Origin of the sequence: Jezberella montanilacus, assembly GCF_003003055.1 — a bacterium.
Classification (GTDB): domain Bacteria; phylum Pseudomonadota; class Gammaproteobacteria; order Burkholderiales; family Burkholderiaceae_B; genus Zwartia; species Zwartia montanilacus.
Window position 1 is genome coordinate 64,351 of the sequence record NZ_PVTV01000012.1, and the last position, 18,442, is coordinate 82,792.

At 52.5% G+C, this 18,442-nt stretch carries 17 protein-coding genes; 4 read left to right on the plus strand and 13 right to left on the minus strand.

Annotation, left to right across the window (positions count from 1 at the left end):
* Nucleotides 1-44: 44 nt before the first annotated feature.
* The 7 genes from BCM14_RS06140 to phnG are packed head-to-tail and all read right to left on the minus strand — an operon-like array spanning nt 45 to nt 5,852.
* On the minus strand, nt 45-1,202 hold the full coding sequence (locus tag BCM14_RS06140; protein WP_106227135.1) for an alpha-D-ribose 1-methylphosphonate 5-triphosphate diphosphatase: 1,158 nt from the start codon (nt 1,200-1,202) through the stop codon (nt 45-47).
* Nucleotides 1,199-1,927: a phosphonate C-P lyase system protein PhnL gene (gene phnL / locus BCM14_RS06145; RefSeq protein WP_106227136.1), complete on the minus strand. Its 729-nt coding sequence runs from the start codon at nt 1,925-1,927 to the stop codon at nt 1,199-1,201. The genes BCM14_RS06140 and phnL overlap by 4 nt, the downstream gene beginning before the upstream one ends.
* On the minus strand, nt 1,924-2,706 hold the full coding sequence (phnK, locus tag BCM14_RS06150; protein ID WP_106227137.1) for a phosphonate C-P lyase system protein PhnK: 783 nt from the start codon (nt 2,704-2,706) through the stop codon (nt 1,924-1,926). Before phnK ends, phnL begins: the two co-directional genes overlap by 4 nt.
* Nucleotides 2,703-3,578 carry an alpha-D-ribose 1-methylphosphonate 5-phosphate C-P-lyase PhnJ gene (locus BCM14_RS06155; RefSeq protein ID WP_106227138.1) on the minus strand — a complete coding sequence of 292 codons (876 nt, stop codon included), beginning with the start codon at nt 3,576-3,578 and terminating at the stop codon, nt 2,703-2,705. Before BCM14_RS06155 ends, phnK begins: the two co-directional genes overlap by 4 nt.
* Nucleotides 3,575-4,711 carry a carbon-phosphorus lyase complex subunit gene (locus tag BCM14_RS06160; protein WP_106227139.1) on the minus strand — a complete coding sequence of 379 codons (1,137 nt, stop codon included), beginning with the start codon at nt 4,709-4,711 and terminating at the stop codon, nt 3,575-3,577. Before BCM14_RS06160 ends, BCM14_RS06155 begins: the two co-directional genes overlap by 4 nt.
* A complete protein-coding gene (phnH, locus tag BCM14_RS06165) occupies nt 4,702-5,352 on the minus strand; it encodes a phosphonate C-P lyase system protein PhnH (protein ID WP_106227140.1) in 651 nt (216 codons plus the stop codon). The genes BCM14_RS06160 and phnH overlap by 10 nt, the downstream gene beginning before the upstream one ends.
* On the minus strand, nt 5,349-5,852 hold the full coding sequence (gene phnG, locus BCM14_RS06170) for a phosphonate C-P lyase system protein PhnG (RefSeq protein ID WP_106227141.1): 504 nt from the start codon (nt 5,850-5,852) through the stop codon (nt 5,349-5,351). The genes phnH and phnG overlap by 4 nt, the downstream gene beginning before the upstream one ends.
* Nucleotides 5,853-5,928: 76 nt before the next feature.
* On the opposite strand from phnG, the gene phnF reads away from it, so the two are divergent.
* From phnF to BCM14_RS06185, 3 genes are read left to right on the plus strand one after another with little or no spacing between them, the layout of a single operon-like run.
* Complete coding sequence (gene phnF / locus BCM14_RS06175) at nt 5,929-6,672, plus strand: phosphonate metabolism transcriptional regulator PhnF (protein ID WP_106227142.1); 744 nt, start codon at nt 5,929-5,931, stop codon at nt 6,670-6,672.
* Between the two features lie 18 nt (nt 6,673-6,690).
* Nucleotides 6,691-7,404, plus strand: coding sequence for a DUF1045 domain-containing protein (locus BCM14_RS06180; protein ID WP_106227143.1), 714 nt, complete (start codon nt 6,691-6,693; stop codon nt 7,402-7,404).
* 42 nt (nt 7,405-7,446) lie between these two features.
* Nucleotides 7,447-8,085, plus strand: a complete 639-nt coding sequence (locus BCM14_RS06185; protein ID WP_106227144.1) for an FMN-binding negative transcriptional regulator — start codon at nt 7,447-7,449, stop codon at nt 8,083-8,085.
* Nucleotides 8,086-8,103: 18 nt separating this feature from the next.
* On the opposite strand, the gene BCM14_RS06190 is transcribed toward BCM14_RS06185, so the two are convergent.
* The 3 genes from BCM14_RS06190 to BCM14_RS06200 are packed head-to-tail and all read right to left on the minus strand — an operon-like array spanning nt 8,104 to nt 10,896.
* Nucleotides 8,104-9,099 carry a D-2-hydroxyacid dehydrogenase gene (locus BCM14_RS06190; RefSeq protein WP_259673457.1) on the minus strand — a complete coding sequence of 332 codons (996 nt, stop codon included), beginning with the start codon at nt 9,097-9,099 and terminating at the stop codon, nt 8,104-8,106.
* Entirely contained in the window at nt 9,096-10,103 is a 1,008-nt protein-coding gene (locus BCM14_RS06195; RefSeq protein WP_106227145.1) for a Bug family tripartite tricarboxylate transporter substrate binding protein, read from the minus strand. Before BCM14_RS06195 ends, BCM14_RS06190 begins: the two co-directional genes overlap by 4 nt.
* Before the next feature lie 4 nt (nt 10,104-10,107).
* Nucleotides 10,108-10,896 carry a class II aldolase/adducin family protein gene (locus BCM14_RS06200; RefSeq protein WP_106227146.1) on the minus strand — a complete coding sequence of 263 codons (789 nt, stop codon included), beginning with the start codon at nt 10,894-10,896 and terminating at the stop codon, nt 10,108-10,110.
* A 115-nt stretch (nt 10,897-11,011) separates the two neighbouring features.
* Here BCM14_RS06200 and BCM14_RS06205 point away from each other — a divergent pair, with 115 nt between their 5' ends.
* Nucleotides 11,012-11,365 carry a hypothetical protein gene (locus BCM14_RS06205; protein ID WP_146129725.1) on the plus strand — a complete coding sequence of 118 codons (354 nt, stop codon included), beginning with the start codon at nt 11,012-11,014 and terminating at the stop codon, nt 11,363-11,365.
* 18 nt (nt 11,366-11,383) lie between these two features.
* On the opposite strand, the gene BCM14_RS06210 is transcribed toward BCM14_RS06205, so the two are convergent.
* The 3 genes from BCM14_RS06210 to BCM14_RS06220 are packed head-to-tail and all read right to left on the minus strand — an operon-like array spanning nt 11,384 to nt 18,315.
* The gene (locus BCM14_RS06210; RefSeq protein WP_106227148.1) at nt 11,384-12,274 is read right to left on the minus strand and encodes a transglutaminase family protein; all 891 of its coding nucleotides are present in this window, start codon (nt 12,272-12,274) and stop codon (nt 11,384-11,386) included.
* A complete protein-coding gene (locus tag BCM14_RS06215) occupies nt 12,271-14,853 on the minus strand; it encodes a circularly permuted type 2 ATP-grasp protein (RefSeq protein ID WP_106227149.1) in 2,583 nt (860 codons plus the stop codon). The genes BCM14_RS06210 and BCM14_RS06215 overlap by 4 nt, the downstream gene beginning before the upstream one ends.
* Before the next feature lie 18 nt (nt 14,854-14,871).
* Complete coding sequence (locus BCM14_RS06220; RefSeq protein WP_106227150.1) at nt 14,872-18,315, minus strand: transglutaminase family protein; 3,444 nt, start codon at nt 18,313-18,315, stop codon at nt 14,872-14,874.
* Nucleotides 18,316-18,442 lie beyond the last annotated feature (127 nt).

Here is an 18,442-nt window from a genome sequence, read left to right on the forward strand (position 1 = left end):
CTTATGACAGATTTTTGACAGTCAAGCCGCCTGACACCGCGAGCTCAAATGACTTGTCTACCCTCGCGCCAAACCGAGCGGATAACGGCGTGTCGATGGTCGTTACCCAGCTGGACGAATCTGGTCCGGACCAAATCTGCCCGCAGGCCGATCTCGATCTCACCGCGGTCAACTAAGCCAAGCGCCTGAGCAGGTGCCTTGGTGACGGTATTAACCGCGTCCGAGATTGATAAGATACCGTCATTGACGAGCCGCATGACCGCACCGATCAGACTGCCGGGCACGTAATCGGACGACAAGATATCTAGCAAGCCTAGCTTAGCCAGTTGGGATGCCGCAACGTTACCGGAGTGCGAGCCGCCGCGAACAACGTTTGGGCCTCCCATGACGGTGAGCAATCCCAGAGCATGGGCCGCTTGCGCGGATGTCAGCGTCGTTGGAAACTCGGACATGACCGCTCCCTCGTGATGAGCCTGCTCAACATGTTCGAGTGTGGTGTCGTCATGACTTGCCAAGCGAATATTGTGCGACTTGCAATAGTCGACAAAATATTTACGATGCGGGGCCGCGTACTCAGCTTGCAGCTTCTCGGCATGCAGCACTTTGTCATTGAATTTCTCTTGGCTCCAGCCCTTCTTGCCCACAAAGTAAATACGAGCCTGCTCAATATCTTCCCACTGCCGTTGCCCTGGTGTGTGATCCATTAAAGAAATCAACGAGAGTGTGGGATGCTCATGAAATGGCTCAAACAATTCGATGGTGTTGGGCGCTGGCAACTCGCAACGAACATGCAAGTAATGATCGGCACGCAACAGATCCTGTTCATGACAAAGCCTAATTGCATTGAGCACAGTACCCCAAGCACTGCCACGCAGGCTTTCCTTATCCGACTCGCCAACGCCTAAGGCATCCAGCACGGTCGTGATGCCGGCCGCAGCAATCTCGGCGTCGTGTGCCAACAGCGCTGGCACTTCGGCCCAGTGCACTTTTGGTCTTGGCATCAAATGTCTTTCGAAGTTATCGGTGTGAACTTCAATCATCCCGGGCATCAAATAATCACCACCAAAATCGATCGCTTCGGGTAAAGACGACACCCTGTGGTCAATCGATTGGATTTTTCCGTCCAACACATGAACTGTGCCGTCAATAACCTCAGTTGGCAGAATGATCTTCGCGTTCGTAATCACCATTGTCCCGCTCATACTATCCCCCTGAATTCACCTACATTGATTCTGCGTGTGGCCACTTTTTCTCCGACGTGGGCGTCGTGAAAAATGCCGATGATGGCAGAGCCTTGGTCACGTGCCTCTTTAATTAGTTCAACAACAGTCTCGCTATTACCTTGGTCAAGCGAGGCGGTGGGCTCATCGAGCAACATCAAGGGCCGCCGCTTAATCAGACCTCTCGCGATGTTGATGCGCTGTTGCTCCCCGCCTGAAAACGTTGCAGGTGGCAAATGCCAAAGCCTCTCGGGGATACGAAGTCGCCTAAGCAACTCGCTCGCCTGCTCTCGTGCCTGCTTGATTTTATCGCTATCGCTTGCCGCTGAATCAACTAAGGGTTCGGCCACGACATCAAGCGCGCTCACTCTCGGTATCACCCGCAGAAACTGGCTGACGTAGCCAATTGTGTCGCGTCTGATCTGCAGCAACTCTCTGGACGTTGCCTGTGTCATATCAATCAGAGGGCTGTGGGCATTTGGGTCACCACCGATGACCCATATCTGACCACTGCTCGCTTTGTAGTTTGCGTAAATCAGCTTGAGCAACGTACTTTTACCCATGCCTGAGGGGCCGTCAAGCACCACGCACTCCCCCGCTTCGACAGTCAACTCAACGTTCTGCAGCACTGGCAAGGTTGCGGCGCCTTGATTGTGCAACACAAAGCTTTTAGAAACGCCTTGTAGTTTAAGGATAGGAAGGCTCATGGTTGCAGCACCGAAGATACCAATAACTGTGTGTAGGGGTGATGAGGATCATCAAGGACTTGATCCGTTAAACCTGACTCGACCACTCTGCCCCGTTGCATCACCATCATGCGGTGCGCCAATAGTCGAGCGACCGCGAGATCATGCGTCACGATGATGGCAGCTAATTGCATCTCTCTTGTCAGTTGCCTGAGCAGATCCAGCAACCGGGCTTGAACTGACACATCGAGCCCCGAGGTTGGTTCATCCATAAATACCAACCGAGGTTTAGTCACGAGATTGCGGGCAATCTGCAAGCGCTGACGCATCCCACCCGAAAAGGTTCGAGGGATATCGTCTACTCGTTTGGCGTCGATCTCAACCCGCTGCAACCAGTCAATCGCCGTCGCACGCAACTTGCCATAATGCCTGTCGCCCATGCCCATGAGTCGCTCACTGACATTGGCGCCTGCCGATACATCCATTCTTAAACCGTCGGCTGCATGCTGATGAACAAAGCCCCACTCAGTGCGTGAGAGCAGCCGTTGCTGTGCCTGGGTCATTTGATAGACATCGTGAAGTTCACCGTCAGTCGTACGGTAATGCACTGAGCCGCGATCGGGAGCAATCCTCGCTGCGACGGCGTTTAACAAGGTGGTCTTGCCCGAACCGGATTCACCGACGATGGCAAGCACTTCGCCCGGCCAGAGGTCAAAGCTTGCGTCGGTCAACGCCAAATGATCGCCATAACTTTTTTCGAGGTGTTGAACTCGAAGGATAGGTTGCTCAACAATACTCATGACGAGGTGTCCATCCCTGCTTCATTTTGCTCTTGCCGCTCTGCGCAGTAATCCGAATCCGAGCAGACATGCATTCGTGAGCCTTGATCATCAGTGATGACTTCATCGAGGAAGCTGTCAGTTGCCCCACACAAGGCACACGCGGCATCCCACCGCTGAACTTCAAAAGGATGATCCTCAAAGCCCAGACTTTCAACGCTGGTGTATGGCGGGACAGCATAAATCCGTTTCTCCCGGCCAGCGCCAAAGAGCTGCAGGGCCGGGTTCATATGCATCTTCGGATTATCGAATTTAGGAATCGGCGAAGGCGCCATGACATAGCGATTATTAACGAGGACCGGATAATCGTAAGTCGTCGCAATATGACCATATCTGGCGATGTCCTCATAGAGCTCGACATGCATCAGCCCGTACTCTGCAAGACCGTGCAGCAGTCGCGTCTCAGTCTCCCGCGGCTCGAGTTGTTGCATCGGTTCAGGCTTAGGCACCTGATATACGATGATTTGATTCTCAGTCAGCGTCACCTCGGGGATTCTGTGACGCGTTTGAATGATCGTCGCCTGCGTCGTTTTCGTGGTGATCTCCACCCCAGTTGTACGCTGGAAAAATCGACGGATATTGACGGCATTGACGGTATCGTCTGATCCCTGGTCAATTACTTTTAGGACATCAGCGGGCCCGATTACCGCGGCGGTGACTTGGATACCGCCGGTACCCCAACCATAGGGCAGCGGCATCTCGCGCGAGCCAAAGGGCACCTGATAGCCAGGTATCGTCACCGCTTTGAGGATAGCGCGACGAATCATGCGCTTGGTGCGCTCATCAAGATAGGCGAAATTAATATCGCCATCCGTATGGACGGGGGTAGTCATACATTATCCTCATCAGTGATGCTTGGATTTGCCCGCATTTTTCTGACCAATTCAAGCTCAGACTGAAAATCAACGTAGTGCGGCAACTTTAGATGCTGGACAAAGCCTGAGGCTTCAAGACTGTCACTATGCGATAAGACAAACTCTTGCATCTGGGCCGGCGCCTTGACGGTCTCGCCAAGTTCTTCAGCACGCAAGGCCCGGTCCACCAGACTCATCGCCATTGCTTTGCGCTCACTGTGCCCAAACGCTAAACCATACCCGCGTGTGAATTTCGGTGGCTCAGTTTTGCTGCCAGCGAATTGATTAATCATTTCGCACTCAGTGACTTCGATATCGCCAATTGAAATTGTGAAATCCAACTCTTCAGGGGCAATTTCAATTTCGATCGCACCAAATCTGATCTCTCCCACGAAGGGATGCGAGTTAGCATAGCCACGCTGGGTGGAATAAGCCATTGCTAACAAAAAGCCTTCGTCACCACGGGCTAAATTTTGTAGTCGAGTTGCGCGATCGGCCGGAAACCTGAGCGGCTGACGGGTTAAATCTTTGGGTGCCGGATCACCTTCAGGTAAGGGTGCGGTTTCAATCAGGCCCTCATGATTGAGCAAGTCAACCACTCGCGGCGTGCTGTCAACGATGGGTTCCGATGCACTGTCAACCCTGCGTATCGGCGATTCCTTCGCTTTGTCGGGATGAAGATTTTGTTTTTTCTCATCGTAATCCTGTACAAGCAGACTGAAATCGAGCAAGCGTTGCGTGTAGTCATACGTTGGGCCAAGAACTTGTCCACCAGGCAGGTCTTTAAACGTCGCAGAGATTCGCCGATCAAGTTGCATGCGCGCCGTATCAAGGGCGACGGTTGTGCCTAAGCGCGGTAGAGTCGCCCGATAAGCACGCAACAAGAAAATTGCCTCAACCAGATCACCCGATGCTTGTTTGATTGCCAGCGCCGCGAGTTCGGGATCAAAGAGGGAGCCCTCCGTCATGACCCGATCTACTGCCAGCTTTAACTGCTGCTGTATCTGACTAATGCTGAGCTCAGCTTCGCCTGTATCGCCACGACGCTGTCGCGCGAGCAACTCATAACTATTGAGAATAGCTGTCTCGCCACCTTTAACTGCTACATACATGGCTTAACCCCTTGCTCGGTCAAAAGAAACGTCGTGCGAGCGAGGCCGGTTATCTGTGTCGGCTTGGTAAGCAACACATCGACGCCTCGCGGAAAGCTCAGCCTGTTTGCTTTGATACCGTTCAATAGCGTTTCAAAAGATTCATCCTTCAGCCCATCAAGTGCCAACTCAATCTGGTCCTTGATGCCTGGCCCGGCTAGCAGCAGTGCTGGGCGCCGACTCGCTGTCTCTGGTTGCTCTGCCATATCGACCACGACCGTCGCAGAGTGATCAGGATAGCTCTCTGTCCCCAGCGAAAACTGACTGAAATCAATCAGCGCGTCATCTTGATGAAACCAAAGAAAATTCGCAACAGACGGATCATCTACCACTACACAACCCGTATGAAATCTCAACCACGTGGGTGCTGTACTTGCCAACAAACTAGGTGACAACCAAAGCTGGCAATCGGGATCAAGCAAGGCAAGCAGTAAGGCTGCAGAACTTGCGTGACCCTGCGGGGGTACTTCGGCATCATGCGTCAGAGCAACAGGCAGGCCAGGACGTGACAACGCCTCCAGCACTGCCCGAAACACTTGCTGACTACCGATCGATTCATTACTAAAGCCAGCACCGATTTCTTCCAGGTCAACTGTGTTCATGCTTGATCCTCGTCTGCATCCGGAGAACTGGATTCTCGAGCCACGGTGAAAAACTCGACTTTGGTGCTTTCAGCCCGCTTGCGACGAGCCTCTCGCTGGCCTTCAAGAAATTGTTGGATAGGTGCTAGGATGGTTTCTCTGACGACCGAGCATGTCGTCTCATCTTGAAGCAAGGCGTCAGCCATCGCTGCAAGCTCTGCTTGTCGGTGAGCACGGCCCAACACATAAGAAACGCCAACAACTGTCTTGTTAGCAGACAACGTCAATTTAAGCGCGCATCGGGTGACGGTCACTTCACCCAGGTTAAAACGCTCGCCTGTCGCACCGGCACGCCCTTGCACCATCATCAAACCAATTTCAGGCTTGCGTAACCACTGAGGTTTCGAATCAGCACAGAGCGGAGGTATTTTTTCCAGGAGATCCGAGGGCGCTCGCGATAAAAGCTTGAGCCAAGCTTGGCGATCGACCGCAACACTGGCATTGTCAACAGACTGAAACATTGAACGATTACCGTAATATTTGTATAGACAACTTTTGGGATATGCGGATAGCATAACCTTTTTTCATTTCCCTTTTATGACATCACCACTCGCTGCTGTGTCAACGTCGTCGCGCATCAGTGCCTGGGCGCGTATTGCCGAGACGCTCGCGCAGACGATTGCTACGGGTGGCTATCAACCAGGCCAACGTCTGCCATCCGAGCATGCGCTCGCCGTTGAATTTAGCGTCAACCGTCACACCATCCGACGCTCGCTCGATCACCTCAGCAGGCAAGGTTTGGTGAAAGTGCTTCGAGGCAGTGGAACCTATGTCGAAGATTTCGCAGTTGATCTGATGATCAAAAAGCAACCTAGCCAGCAAAACAGTCTGGCGATTGCTGGGTTGAAAGGCCGACTGGTCGTTTTGTCTAGCGGTACCTTGCGGGCAAATGCTGAGCACGCGCGCTTATTGAGGATCCCGTTGCGAAGCGCTGTTGTACGCCTGACCGTGCTGGGCGAAGCACAGGGCAGACCTTTACACGTGGGCGATCGCCTTTTCCCTTTGCCCCGTTTTGCGCAAATAGAAAAAATCGTGACAGAAACTGGCTCTATTTCCGCCGGCTTTCGCCATTGCGGCGTTGGGCAATACAGTCGCCTTGAAAGTCGGGTGGCCGCACAAATGCCAGAGCGAGAGATCGCCGACTATCTGCGACAACCTCAAAGCCGGCCCGTCCTCCGGGTTGAGAGTATCAATATCGATGAGCAGGGGTCGCCGATTGAATTCGCCACGACTTGGTTTGCCGGTGATCGGGTCAAACTGACGATCAGCCATATTGATTGACTGCGAGATAACAAAGCCATGAATACTTACGACGGCGCCTACCGATACGCGATTTACTTCTGCCCTGCGCCCGATAGCGCTTGGTGGCAAGCCGGCAGCAAGTGGCTAGGCCGTTGCGCCTGGACTGAGGAAGCCTACACCCAGCCCAAGATACCCGGACTGACTGCGAACGAGTTTGCAACCCGAACCGCAGATCCTCGACGCTATGGTTGGCACGCAACCTTGAAAGCACCTTTCAGTCTGAACACTGGAGTGAGCTTGCAAGACCTTCGAGCAGCCGTCGCTGGTTTAGCAGCGCGCTTAACTCAAATCAGTAACCTCAAACTACACCCCGTTAAATTGGGGCACTTCATCGCTTTAGTTCCAAAGCTTGCAGATCAAGCAACCGAGATCCGCCTGATCGCGCAACAGACTGTCGAACATTTGCAACCGCTTGCGCGCCCTCTGTCTGACGATGACATTGCTCGTCGCCGTCAAAGCAGACTAACCCCCGAGCAAGACGCGTTGATGTTGCGCTGGGGCTATCCCTACGTCATGGATCAATTTAAATTCCACATGTCCTTGACGGATCGACTGGATCAGCTGTCCGAGGCAGGCGTCGCGAATATTCTTGAGGCAGCGAGTCAGCATTTTGGACAATTGCCTGATTTAAACCTCGATGGTTTAGCGATTTTTGCTGAGCCCATCAAGGGTGGCGATTTCCGACTCGTCGAGATTCATAATTTGAGGTAACGTGTGACGTATCACCAAAGACAAATCCCGTGAGATCGCACCATGTACTTACCTGCACACTTTGATCAGCAAGATCCCGAAGAATTAGCAGCACTGGTCAAGGCATATCCCCTGGCCACCATGGTAACCATGAACGGCGATGAGCTCGTTGCAAACCATATCCCCTACTTGTTAACCGGGCCTTTAGTGCCTGGTGCAACGCTTAAGGGGCACGTTGCGAAAAACAACGACGTCTGGCAACACGCCGACTCTGCCAAAGATATTCTTTTGGTATTTCAGGGATCAAGCGCCTACATCACGCCCAACTGGTATCCGTCAAAACAAGAGCACCACCAAGTTGTGCCGACCTACAACTATGTCGTCGTACATGTTTACGGTAAGTTGTCGGTTTACCATGACCGACCAAGCAAACTGGCCATCGTTGATCACCTGACTCAGTCGATGGAAAAAACACGCTCCAGTACCTGGAAGGTAGGCGACGCGCCACCAGACTTCATCGAGAAAATGCTTGACGCGATTGTGGGTGTAGATGTCACGGTGACCCGTATTCAGGCCAAATGGAAAATCAATCAAAATCGCTCCGCGACTGACCGCGAAGGGGTTGCAGACGGTTTAGAGCAGTCAGCGCTTTCTGATGCAGACAGGCAGATGAGTGAGCTGGTTCGCTGGGGCCAACACTGAACGTCTGACGCTAGTCGATCAGCCCAGGCTGGCAATATTGATAAGCGTTTTGCGGTCATGCCAGCGCTGCAAATTATCAATAAAGACCTGCGCGACTCGAGCAACGATACCGTCTGAAAACCCCGCAGTATGCGGGCTGCAAATCACATTCTGCATGTCCCAGAGTGGTGATTCTTTTGGCAAGGGCTCCTGGGCAAAGACATCAAGAAACGCGCCTGCGAGTTTCCCACTGTTCAAGGCTGCAATCATCGCTGGCTCATCAATCACCGCACCACGTGACACATTGATAACATGAGCAGTCGGCTTCATCTTGGCCAGAGCATGGGCACTCAACAGATTGGTAGTCTGTGCGGTGAGCGGACAGGCGAGAATTAGCCAATCAGTTGTCGGAAGGATCTCTTCAAATTTCTCAAACGCGACAAACTCAACACCACCCTCACGTTCTTGCGCAGTGCGACGAACCGCGACAATGTTTAGTCCGATTGCGCTTAACCACGCGCCCAATTTTTGGCCGATGGGCCCCCAGCCTACGATGGTCGCAGTTTGCCCCTCCAGCTCGGGTGGCATGCTGGTTTTAATAAAAGGCATCCATTCGTGTGCACGTTGCGCCTCAGCCAACTGAGGAAACCGCCTTGCCAAACTCAGCAAACCCGTCAAGGCTGTTTGTGCAACCATCCCAGCGCTTGCGCCAGATGCAGTGGTAACCATCACTCCTTTGGCAAGCAAATCGAGAAAAACCTGACGATCAGCGCCGGCAGAATGGATTTGCAGCCATTTCAATTCCTGAGCTTTGAGTAACGCATCGTAAAAAAACTGGGTAGCCGGCATGATGCGATGCTTGGTCGAATGACCCGTCACTTCCCGCGAAATAAACGCCACGTCAGGTGTTGCTGCACCTGAGTGAACGTCCTCGGCGGTCACGTGAGACCATCCCTCAAGTCCACAAATCGCACTGATTTTGACCCCGAGTTCGCGGGCGCTATGGTCAGACAGCAAGATCCTCAGCTTACTCACTTTTCGCTTGCCCCTGAGCTTTCAACCACGGCCTTCCACTTCACATACTCCGCCTGAATAAAGGCCTTGAAAAATTCAGGGGACTTGCCAACCGGATCTGCTCCCTCTGACACGAAACGCTCCTCTAACCCGACCATCACTTCGTTCACACTCTGGTTCAACTTAGTAATGATCTCTGGCGGTGTACCTGTCGGTGCAAGCATGCCAAACCATGAGCCCGACGAAAATCCTGGATAACCATTTTCAGCGACGGTTGGCACATCGGGTAGCGAACGAGATCTGTTCAAGCTACTCACCACAAGCGGATTAAGCTTGCCAGCTTTAATTTGCCCAATCACAGAGGGGATCGTCGCGAACATAAAGTCGATTCGCCCAGCGATCAAATCATTGAGCGCCTCAGCCCCTTTGTAGGGGATATGCTGCGCGTCAACACCCAATAGATCCATCAACATGACGCTCGACAAATGAGACGATGTACCTACCCCGGTCGACGAGTAGTTGATTTTGCCGTTCGCAGCCTTCGCGTAGGCAATAAATTCTTTGAAACTATGAACAGGCAATTTTGGACTGACCAGCAACACGTTCGGGACGTCTGCAATCAGAATCACGGGTGTCAATTCTGTCAGTGGGTTATAGCGAAGGTTTTTGAAAAGCGTCGGATTGACAGCGATGGGGCCAACCGAGGCTATCGTCAACGTGTAGCCGTCCGCTGCTGATCGGGCAACATACTCATTACCGATATTGCCGCCTGAGCCTGGTTTGTTCTCGACGATGAATGATTGTTTAAATTTTTCGGACAGTAATTGCCCAACGCTACGGGCAATTACGTCAGTTGTCCCACCTGCGGTGAAAGACACAACAATCTTGACAGGCTTAGTGGGATAGTCGTCCAGCCTGCTTTGTGCCTTGACGATCGTGGCTGGGCTCAGTAGTGCTAACGACACAAGCAAGACGGACAGGGCGCCAGCGACACACCTTGCCCTCAATAGCCTAAGAGTCAGCATACTCTTAGTCTCGGTAAGAGGGGTCAAGCCGGTCAAGCTTGCGAAGCAAGGCTGGCCATTCCATGACACCATAGGGTCTGCGCGTACCCGGCTGATAATTGTTCCAGGTGTCTTCTAGCACAGGTTGAGACACCTTCATCAATGGCGTATTGCACGACAGGGATCCAATTTGCGCGCGACAAGCCAGCTCAAGCCTGTGCATCCAGTTAAACGCCTCACCAATGGTTCGCCCGACCGTCAGCGCGCCATGGTTACGAAGGATCATTGCCTCGCCAGTCCCTAAATCTCGCACCAGCGACTCTTGTTCTGCCTCGTCAAGGACCACGCCTTCGTAATCGTGATAACTTATTTTCAGAAACCGCATGGCTGTCTGCGTCAAAGGTAATAGACCACATTCAAGAGAAGAAATCGCCATTGAGGCCCAGCTGTGCGTATGAATCACGCAACCGACTTCGGGGCGGGCATGGTGGACGGCACTATGAATCACAGCGCCCGCTTTATTAATCCCATAGTTCAATGAACCAAAATCAGGCTTGGTGAGAATGTTTCCGTGGTGATCCACCTTAAGCAAACTCGACGCAGTGATTTCTTCGTACATCATGCCATAGGCATTGATCAGATACGTGCCCTCTTCACCTGGCACCCGGGCTGAGATGTGGTTGGCCATCATGTCGGCCATGCCGTAGATCTCTACTAAGCGGTAACAAGCCGCCAGGTCTACTCGCGCTTGCCATTCAGCCTCAGAAACCTTCCCTTTGAGCGATGGAATAGCCAAAATTCCTTGCTTGGTCATGATGCTCGTCTCCCTTCTCGTTGGCACATCGTTCTTGCCAATTGGTTATGATTAACAGTCGTCGTTGATTTGATCTAAATGGTTTTTAACTGCAGCGCCCGTAAGCGAGTGTAAATTGACATCCAGAGCATTGTGCTTCTTCTTTGTGACAGTAGTCTTGACCTTGTCGGGCTGCGAGTCAAGTCATCTCTTTCAGCAATCCGCTGCCTTCTATCATCACGACCCTGCCCGACACGTTGCGGTGATTGACCGGCAAGAGATTAGCGTGATGCCTCGCAGCGAGAACACTTGGGAAGCCTACGGCGGTAATCCGGGTAAAGAAACCCAGCCAACCGGTAACGTACAGCAACGACAAATCAAAGCGATAGAGACCGTCTCACTTTGCAAGGTCGTTTCATCGGGATACGACGTCACACACGAAAAAGACCAGATGCTCTTGACAGCTCAAGTTGACTGCTCGGCAAAATAGAGCTGATCGACCTCTGATCTAAACGCCAATCTCCTCACAGGTCACGGCGATTTTTAATGCGTGATCGCCGCCCCCCCGGATGACGCCTCTTAAAGGTGAGACGTCGCCAAAATCCCGGCCAACTGCGAGCCGAACATGCTGATGTCTGGGGATCACGTTATTGGTGGGGTCCAACTCAAGCCAGCTGCCAGGGACACCAGGACAATAAACAGATACCCAAGCATGTGAAGCATCTGAGCCACGTAACTTGGTTTGTCCTGGGGCTGGCCGAGTAAGCAAATAGCCGCTGATATATTGCGCACTCAAACCGAGGGCCCGCAGACAACCGATCAAAATATGCGAAAAATCCTGGCAAACGCCTGCACGCTTGTTAAACGCCTCAGTGATCGGAGTATCGACCGTCGTCGCAGTCGTTGAATAGGTGAAATCTTTATAGATGCGCTCATTAAGATCCAGGCAAGCCAATCCGATCGGACGCCCTCTTTTAAAGGACACCAGCGCATATTGTTTTAAAACCTCAAGCCTGGGCACATGAGGGCTTGAAAAGACGAACTCGGTTGCTGGCACATAGGGTCTATCAAGCACGTAGCTCAATGATTCTGCCACCTCTTCCCAAGCGGGAGAATCATCCAAATTCAGGCTGATATAGCGATCCTCGATCTCTACTACCGATGATGCCCGCACCGACAAAGATGAATGAGGCGCGGCAATGGTAAAAAAAGTACGTATGTTGCCAAAAACATCTCGTCCCTCGGATCGATTGGTCGGATCGGGATCGACTGACAAGTCAGCACTGATGATTTTTTGCCATCGCGAGGTAAGCGGATGCAAATAGGCTAGATGATGTGCAAGCTCAACATCGGTTTGATAGCCATATATCGTCTCGTGTTCGATTTGTATGCGCGTCATGATACGAAATGCCTATCTACGGCGTGTGCAAAAAACCGGTGGCTGATGCTGTCAGATAACTGCAGGGCAAAAAGCCCCAGTCCTTCAACACTTTGTACGATCTTAAGTACCTCCTCTTCTGAGGAGTCAATAGTCGGTATCGTCGACAAGATGCCTTCTGCATGCGGGATATGAGCGATCTCAGCGACGAGCTGATCAAGAATACAGACCAGAGCTCGAGGATTTGTCTGATCGTGCACGATCAAATCAATCAGAGCCAAAGTGTCTTGCTGCCGCTGATAGCGTCCACGGTAAGTAATCGAGCTATCAAAGAGGGTGAGCAGGCTATCAAATCCCCGAGGCGTATAAACCGCTGAGTGCTTGAAAAATGCCTTGATCGTCGTGGTGAGGATAATCATGCGCTCGACTAACCTGCCCGCCGTCAGCATGTGCCAACCCAAATCACGAGTCATGCGATCAGATTGAAAGCCGACAAGCGCTGCTAACTGAACGCCAACAGCGTCGAGTAGCTCAATCGTATCAATGGCGGGCCTGTTCGCGAGGCTGATCGCTTTGCGCGCCTGCGCTCTCGTGTTGTTTTTCAGCGAGCCTTCGGCCCGAGGCACCATCAAATCAATGCCTAGTATTTTTTTCATCGCGTGCGCAATTTCCGCATGCTCGGCCGGCAATCTATCACGCGCTGCTTTTAGTGTGAACTCAAGCAAGTCAATATGATCAGTCAACCCATTGTTACCGCGTAGGGTTAATCCACGAATGAGTGTCTTACCTAAGAGCGCGGCTGATCTGGTCAGATCTGGCGACACTGGCGGGATCATGCCGTGCTGTTCAAGCAGATCACTAACCGTATCGTTCAGCACAGGTAAACTATTTTGCTGATCAGTGCTCATCAGCACTAACGCTTCTTTGGCTAAGCGCACCATGGACTCGCAACGCTCTGTATAACGCCCCAGCCAAAAGAGGTTTTCAGCCGAGCGGCTCGACACCAGTTGGTTAGACTCCGTCCATCGCGGCAGCTTGACTCGGCTCGGTAACATTGAATAGTCGTCAACAGACTGGTCCGTCATGACCCAGGTATCAAGCGTACTGCCCCCGCTTTGTATCGAGACGACATGAGGATCAACCGCTGCGATGCGGGTCATGCCTCCCGGTAAGGCTTCCCAGCCACCATTGCCATCCGCAATTAAATAGACACGCAGCATTGCCGTGCGAGGCGTCAGTTCCTGGCCGGACCAGGTTGGCGCTTGCGAAAAAGGTAAGTAACTCTGCGTCGTATATCTGTCTGGATCCAGATCAATGCGATCACGCAAATGTTGCAATTCTGGCGTATCGAGCAAACTGGCGATGACCGGAGGAAAGCCCTCTCGGCCATTGGTGCCAAAAGTCGGCTTCACAACCTGGGTATGCAGATCTTGTGAAATATCCTTCCAGGCGGCTCGCTCACCGCACCACCACGTGTGCAAGGAAGGCATCTTCAATGGCTCACCCAAGAGATACTCGGATATCGATGGCAAAAAGCCCTGAACGGCGGGCGACTCGACGAATCGAGTGCCGAGGGCATTCGCCATCACAACATTGCCCGCGCGCACAGCTTGCAACAACCCGGGAACTCCCAGAGTCGAATCCGCCTTGAGTTCTAGTGGATCGCAATATTCGTCATCTATTCGTCTCAATAGTCCGTGTATTCGCTGCAAGCCATGCATCGTTTTTAAATACAGCTTGTCATCGCGCACAGTCAGATCAGCGCCTTCGACCAAAGCCAGGCCAAGGTAGCGCGCAAGGTAAGCATGTTCAAAATACGTGTCGCTTGACGGACCTGAGGTCAGCAAAGCGAGCCGAGCACCACCACCGGCGATTGCTGAGGCCGCCGTCCGTATCGAGTGAAGCAGTCGTTTGTAACTCGATGCCACATGCTGAATGCGCATCTCACGATAAGCCTCGGGAAACAACCCAGACGTAATCAAGCGATTCTCAAGCGTATAACCGAGACCCGAAGGTGATTGGGTTCGCTGCCTGACCACCCACCATCTGCCATCAGGCCCCCGGGCAATATCGAAGGCAGCGACATGTAGATAGATATCGCCCAGTGGTTTGACGTCTTTCATGCCTCGCAAATAGCCTGGATGGCCAAAGATCAGGGCTGCAGGCAGATAGCCCGCTTTGATCAACGTTTGTTCGCCGTAGATGTCATGAAGCATCAGATCCAGTAATTTCGCCCGCTGTGCGAGCGAACCAGCAATCAAGCGCCACTCTGGAGGAGTGATCAAAAGAGGCAGGGGATTCAAAGACCAGGGACGCGTTTGACCTTTATTGTCGGCAAACACGTTGTAAGTCACGCCATTCTGCGCGATCAGGCGCGCAATGGTCTCGGCACTTTCGGGAAGTTGCTCGAGGCCATTTTGCCCAAGATATTGAAAAAAGGTTTTCCAGTGCGGCCGCAACTCATCTTGTAAATCACGGCATTCATCAAAGTGGCCGGTTTTGACAGCAGCAGTCAGCGCTAAAATATTTTTAATTAACTCATCTTGACCATTGGCATCAAGCTTTTCTGAGCCAAATTGAGAGGTCGATTGAAGCGACATGTATGTAGAACTGTTGAATTAGTTTCGTCTGAGGTCAAGTGTAAATGGAAATTCAATTCCCGTGGCTTGATGGGTCAGTTGCACAGCACCTGGTGTATGTTGTTGTGGAAAAAATCTCGCCAGTCGACGGCTTTCAGCTTCGAAGGCGTTGATAGGTAGGGTGTCGTAATTGCGACCGCCAGGATGAGTGACATGGTAGCGGCACCCACCCAACGAGCGAGATAGCCAGTTATCGACCAAGTCGAATGACAGGGGGGCATGAGCGCCAATAGACGGATGCAAGGCCGACGGTGGCGCCCAGGCCTTGTAGCGAACGCCGATCACATATTCACCTTCTATCCCCGTCGGCTGTAAGCTCGGCACAACGCCGTTGACCGAGATGGCGTAGCGATTGTCTGTGTAGCCCGATACCTTGAGCTCGATCCGCTCAAGCGACGAATCGACATAACGGACTGTACCGCCCGCAGAACCTTCCTCACCCATCACATGCCAAGGTTCGAGTGCTGTGCGCAACGATAAACGCATCCCTCTGATGTCGACATGGCCAATTGCGGGAAAGCGGAACTCCATGTGCGGCTCAAACCATGACCGATCAAACTTGAAACCTGCACGACCCAACTCAGTCAGTACATCTTCAAAATCCATCATGACAAAAGTCGGCAATAAAAATCGGTCATGCAGTTGAGTCCCCCACCGGGTCAACCTGGTTTTTGACGCAGGCTGATAAGGGGTTTTCCAGAACCAGGCCACCAAGGCACGGATTAACAACTGCTGAACCAGACTCATCCTCGCATGGGGCGGCATTTCGAACCCGCGCAACTCAAGCAAGCCGAGACGACCTGTCGGGCCATCTGGTGAATACAGCTTATCAATACTGAACTCGGCACGATGCGTGTTGCCGGTCACATCAGTCAAAATATTACGCAACGCGCGATCAACCATCCAGGGTGGACAATGCCCATTGGTCTCTAACTGACGTTCAATTTCGTTTAATGCAATTTCAAGTTCAAAGACTTGATCATTGCGCGCTTCATCGACCCGCGGCGACTGGCTTGTCGGTCCGATGAACAAACCCGAGAACAAATAAGACATCGAGGGGTGGTTGTGCCAAAAAGCAAGCAAGCTGCCCAGAACATCCGGGCGCCTCAAAAAAGGGCTATCCGCTGTTGTCGCGCCACCCATTACAAAATGGTTGCCCCCACCTGTGCCGGTGTGACGCCCATCGTTCATAAATTTTTCGGTGCTCAGCTTGGTCTGATGCGCGGCCTCATACAGAAACTCAGTATTGGCAACCAATTCATCCCAGCTATTTGCTGGATGAATATTGACCTCAATCACGCCCGGATCAGGCGTGACCTGCAAGACCGTCAGTCGCGGATCCCGCGGAGGTGGATAGCCTTCTATGACAATCTTGAATTTCAGCGTCGCAGCCGTCTCTTCTACTGCGTTGAGCAGCGCGAGATAGTCCTCTAGTGAGGTCAGTGGCGGCATAAACACGTAAAGAACCGAACTCGCGCTGCCAGCGAATTCGATTGTCGGGCCATTCGCCCGCTTAGGGTTGCGAACCTCAACGACCAAAGCCGTTCTGATCAGCCCGGGCACAGACTCGTTCTTGGCAGGTGCAAGCGGCGTCCGCCCTTCATCGACAGAATCAGCCTTGGTCGTCGTCAGGCTTTCAGCCTTTATTTTCGCGGCTACCGAATTAACACCCAGTGCAGCACCATCCCGATCGGAATATTGCCGCTTAAGTTCAGTCAGCGCAGGCAAGGCAGTGCGCGGTGCGTAGGGATCCTGATCGTAGGAGCGCAGCTGATCAGCTGCACTGGCCCAGGGCAAGGAGTCAAGGGGCAAGCGGTAACCCATCGCCGAATCGCCGGGAATGAGGTACATGCGATCATCGCGAAAAAACCAAGGGCCAGATCGCCACTTGTTACTGCCAGTCGCTTCCTCCTCAGATAAAACTCTCAGGGGCAACGCATAACCTACGGGCGAATCAAGCTTCTGTTCAAACACTCGACGCAGCCGAGCTCTCTCCATTTCATCATCAAGTTTTGACTCGAAGGGATCAACGTTGACAGCCAGCTTTCTTTCACGCCAGAGGTAGTAAAAAACATCTTCAAACCCGGGCTTGATGAAAGCGCTCGACACACCCAGCTTGTCTGTCAACAAACGGATAAAGCTTTCGGCGTCGGCTTTGGTGTAGTGATGTGGATCTCTTTCGTCAGCAAACAACGTCGGATCAGTCCAGCAAGGCTTACCATCCTTGCGCCAGTATGCAGATAAAGACCAGCGAGGCAACTGCTCACCCGGATACCATTTACCTTGACCAAAATGCAAAAAACCGCCTACTGCATAACGTGCCTGCAGCTTTTTCAGTAACTCAGTTCCCAAGCCTCGTTTGGTGGGACCCAATGCATCGATATTCCATTCAGCACCATCGCGGTCGAGCGCGGACACAAAGGTAGGCTCGCCCCCCATGGTCAAGCGCACGTCCATGCCTGCCAGGGAGTGATCAACTTTCTGACCCAGGTCGACAATGCCCTGCCAGTCTTTATCCTCGTAAGGCTTGGTCACCCGAGCAGACTCGTGTACCCGTTGAACCGACATCAGATGATCGAACTCCACCTCGCATTCATCAAGCCCGCCCGAAACGGGCGCGGCAGAAGACGGTTCTGGTGTACACGCAATGGGGATATGGCCTTCACCCGCAAGCAACCCTGAAGTGGGGTCCAAACCGACCCATCCCGCGCCTGGCAAATAAACCTCGCACCAAGCGTGCAGATCAGTGAAATCAGACTGAGCGCCGCTCGGGCCATCAACCGCCTCAACGTCAGCCTTAAGCTGGATCAGGTAACCCGAAACAAAACGTGCCGCGAGGCCAAAATGCCTAAATATCTGGACTAATAACCACGCCGAATCCCGGCAGGATCCCGAAGCAAGCTCAAGCGTCTCTTCAGGCTCCTGCACGCCAGGCTCCATACGAACCGTGTAATCGACCTGATCGCGCAGACGAGTATTGAGATCAACAATGAAATCGATCGTTCGTAGTTTGTCGTAATGAACCTTTGCGAGAAACTTGGCCAGCAAAGGGCCCGGCTTCTCGACACGCAGATAAGGGGCTAAATCATCGGCGAGCGCCGGATCGTAGGTAAACGGAAACTGCTCGGCATCTTCTTCGAGAAAGAAATCGAAAGGGTTGTAAACAGACATCTCGGCGACCAGATCAACCGTAATCTTGAATTCACGCGTTCGGCTCGGAAACATCAACCGCGCTTGATAATTCGAGAAGGGATCTTGCTGCCAGTTAATGAAATGCTCTGCTGGCTCGACGCGCATTGAGTACGACAGTATCTTGGTTCGGCAATGCGGAGCGGGGCGCAGGCGAACGACCTGCGGCCCCAAATTCACCAGCCGATCGTATTGATAGGTTGTAACGTGATGAAGTGCGACGTGGATGGCCATGATCTCAATACTGCACTTTTTAGGTGCATAAAAGGTTAACTTCAATCCAAATTCTTATACTAACTTCATTAGTCCTCGAAGATATTGTCGAATTGAGATATATTTTTGAAAAGCGAGCTTGTGTCGT

Coding starts and splice junctions, on each gene's coding strand:
- phnL (WP_106227136.1), bottom strand. CDS start 1,927: ATGAGCCTTCCTATCCTTAAACTACAAGGCGTTTCTAAAAGCTTTGTG.
- BCM14_RS06155 (WP_106227138.1), bottom strand. CDS start 3,578: ATGACTACCCCCGTCCATACGGATGGCGATATTAATTTCGCCTATCTT.
- BCM14_RS06215 (WP_106227149.1), bottom strand. CDS start 14,853: ATGTCGCTTCAATCGACCTCTCAATTTGGCTCAGAAAAGCTTGATGCC.
- phnG (WP_106227141.1), bottom strand. CDS start 5,852: ATGTTTCAGTCTGTTGACAATGCCAGTGTTGCGGTCGATCGCCAAGCT.
- BCM14_RS06200 (WP_106227146.1), bottom strand. CDS start 10,896: ATGACCAAGCAAGGAATTTTGGCTATTCCATCGCTCAAAGGGAAGGTT.
- phnH (WP_106227140.1), bottom strand. CDS start 5,352: ATGAACACAGTTGACCTGGAAGAAATCGGTGCTGGCTTTAGTAATGAA.
- BCM14_RS06140 (WP_106227135.1), bottom strand. CDS start 1,202: ATGAGCGGGACAATGGTGATTACGAACGCGAAGATCATTCTGCCAACT.
- BCM14_RS06160 (WP_106227139.1), bottom strand. CDS start 4,711: ATGTATGTAGCAGTTAAAGGTGGCGAGACAGCTATTCTCAATAGTTAT.
- BCM14_RS06185 (WP_106227144.1), top strand. CDS start 7,447: ATGTACTTACCTGCACACTTTGATCAGCAAGATCCCGAAGAATTAGCA.
- BCM14_RS06195 (WP_106227145.1), bottom strand. CDS start 10,103: ATGCTGACTCTTAGGCTATTGAGGGCAAGGTGTGTCGCTGGCGCCCTG.
- phnK (WP_106227137.1), bottom strand. CDS start 2,706: ATGAGTATTGTTGAGCAACCTATCCTTCGAGTTCAACACCTCGAAAAA.
- BCM14_RS06180 (WP_106227143.1), top strand. CDS start 6,691: ATGAATACTTACGACGGCGCCTACCGATACGCGATTTACTTCTGCCCT.
- phnF (WP_106227142.1), top strand. CDS start 5,929: ATGACATCACCACTCGCTGCTGTGTCAACGTCGTCGCGCATCAGTGCC.
- BCM14_RS06220 (WP_106227150.1), bottom strand. CDS start 18,315: ATGGCCATCCACGTCGCACTTCATCACGTTACAACCTATCAATACGAT.
- BCM14_RS06210 (WP_106227148.1), bottom strand. CDS start 12,274: ATGACGCGCATACAAATCGAACACGAGACGATATATGGCTATCAAACC.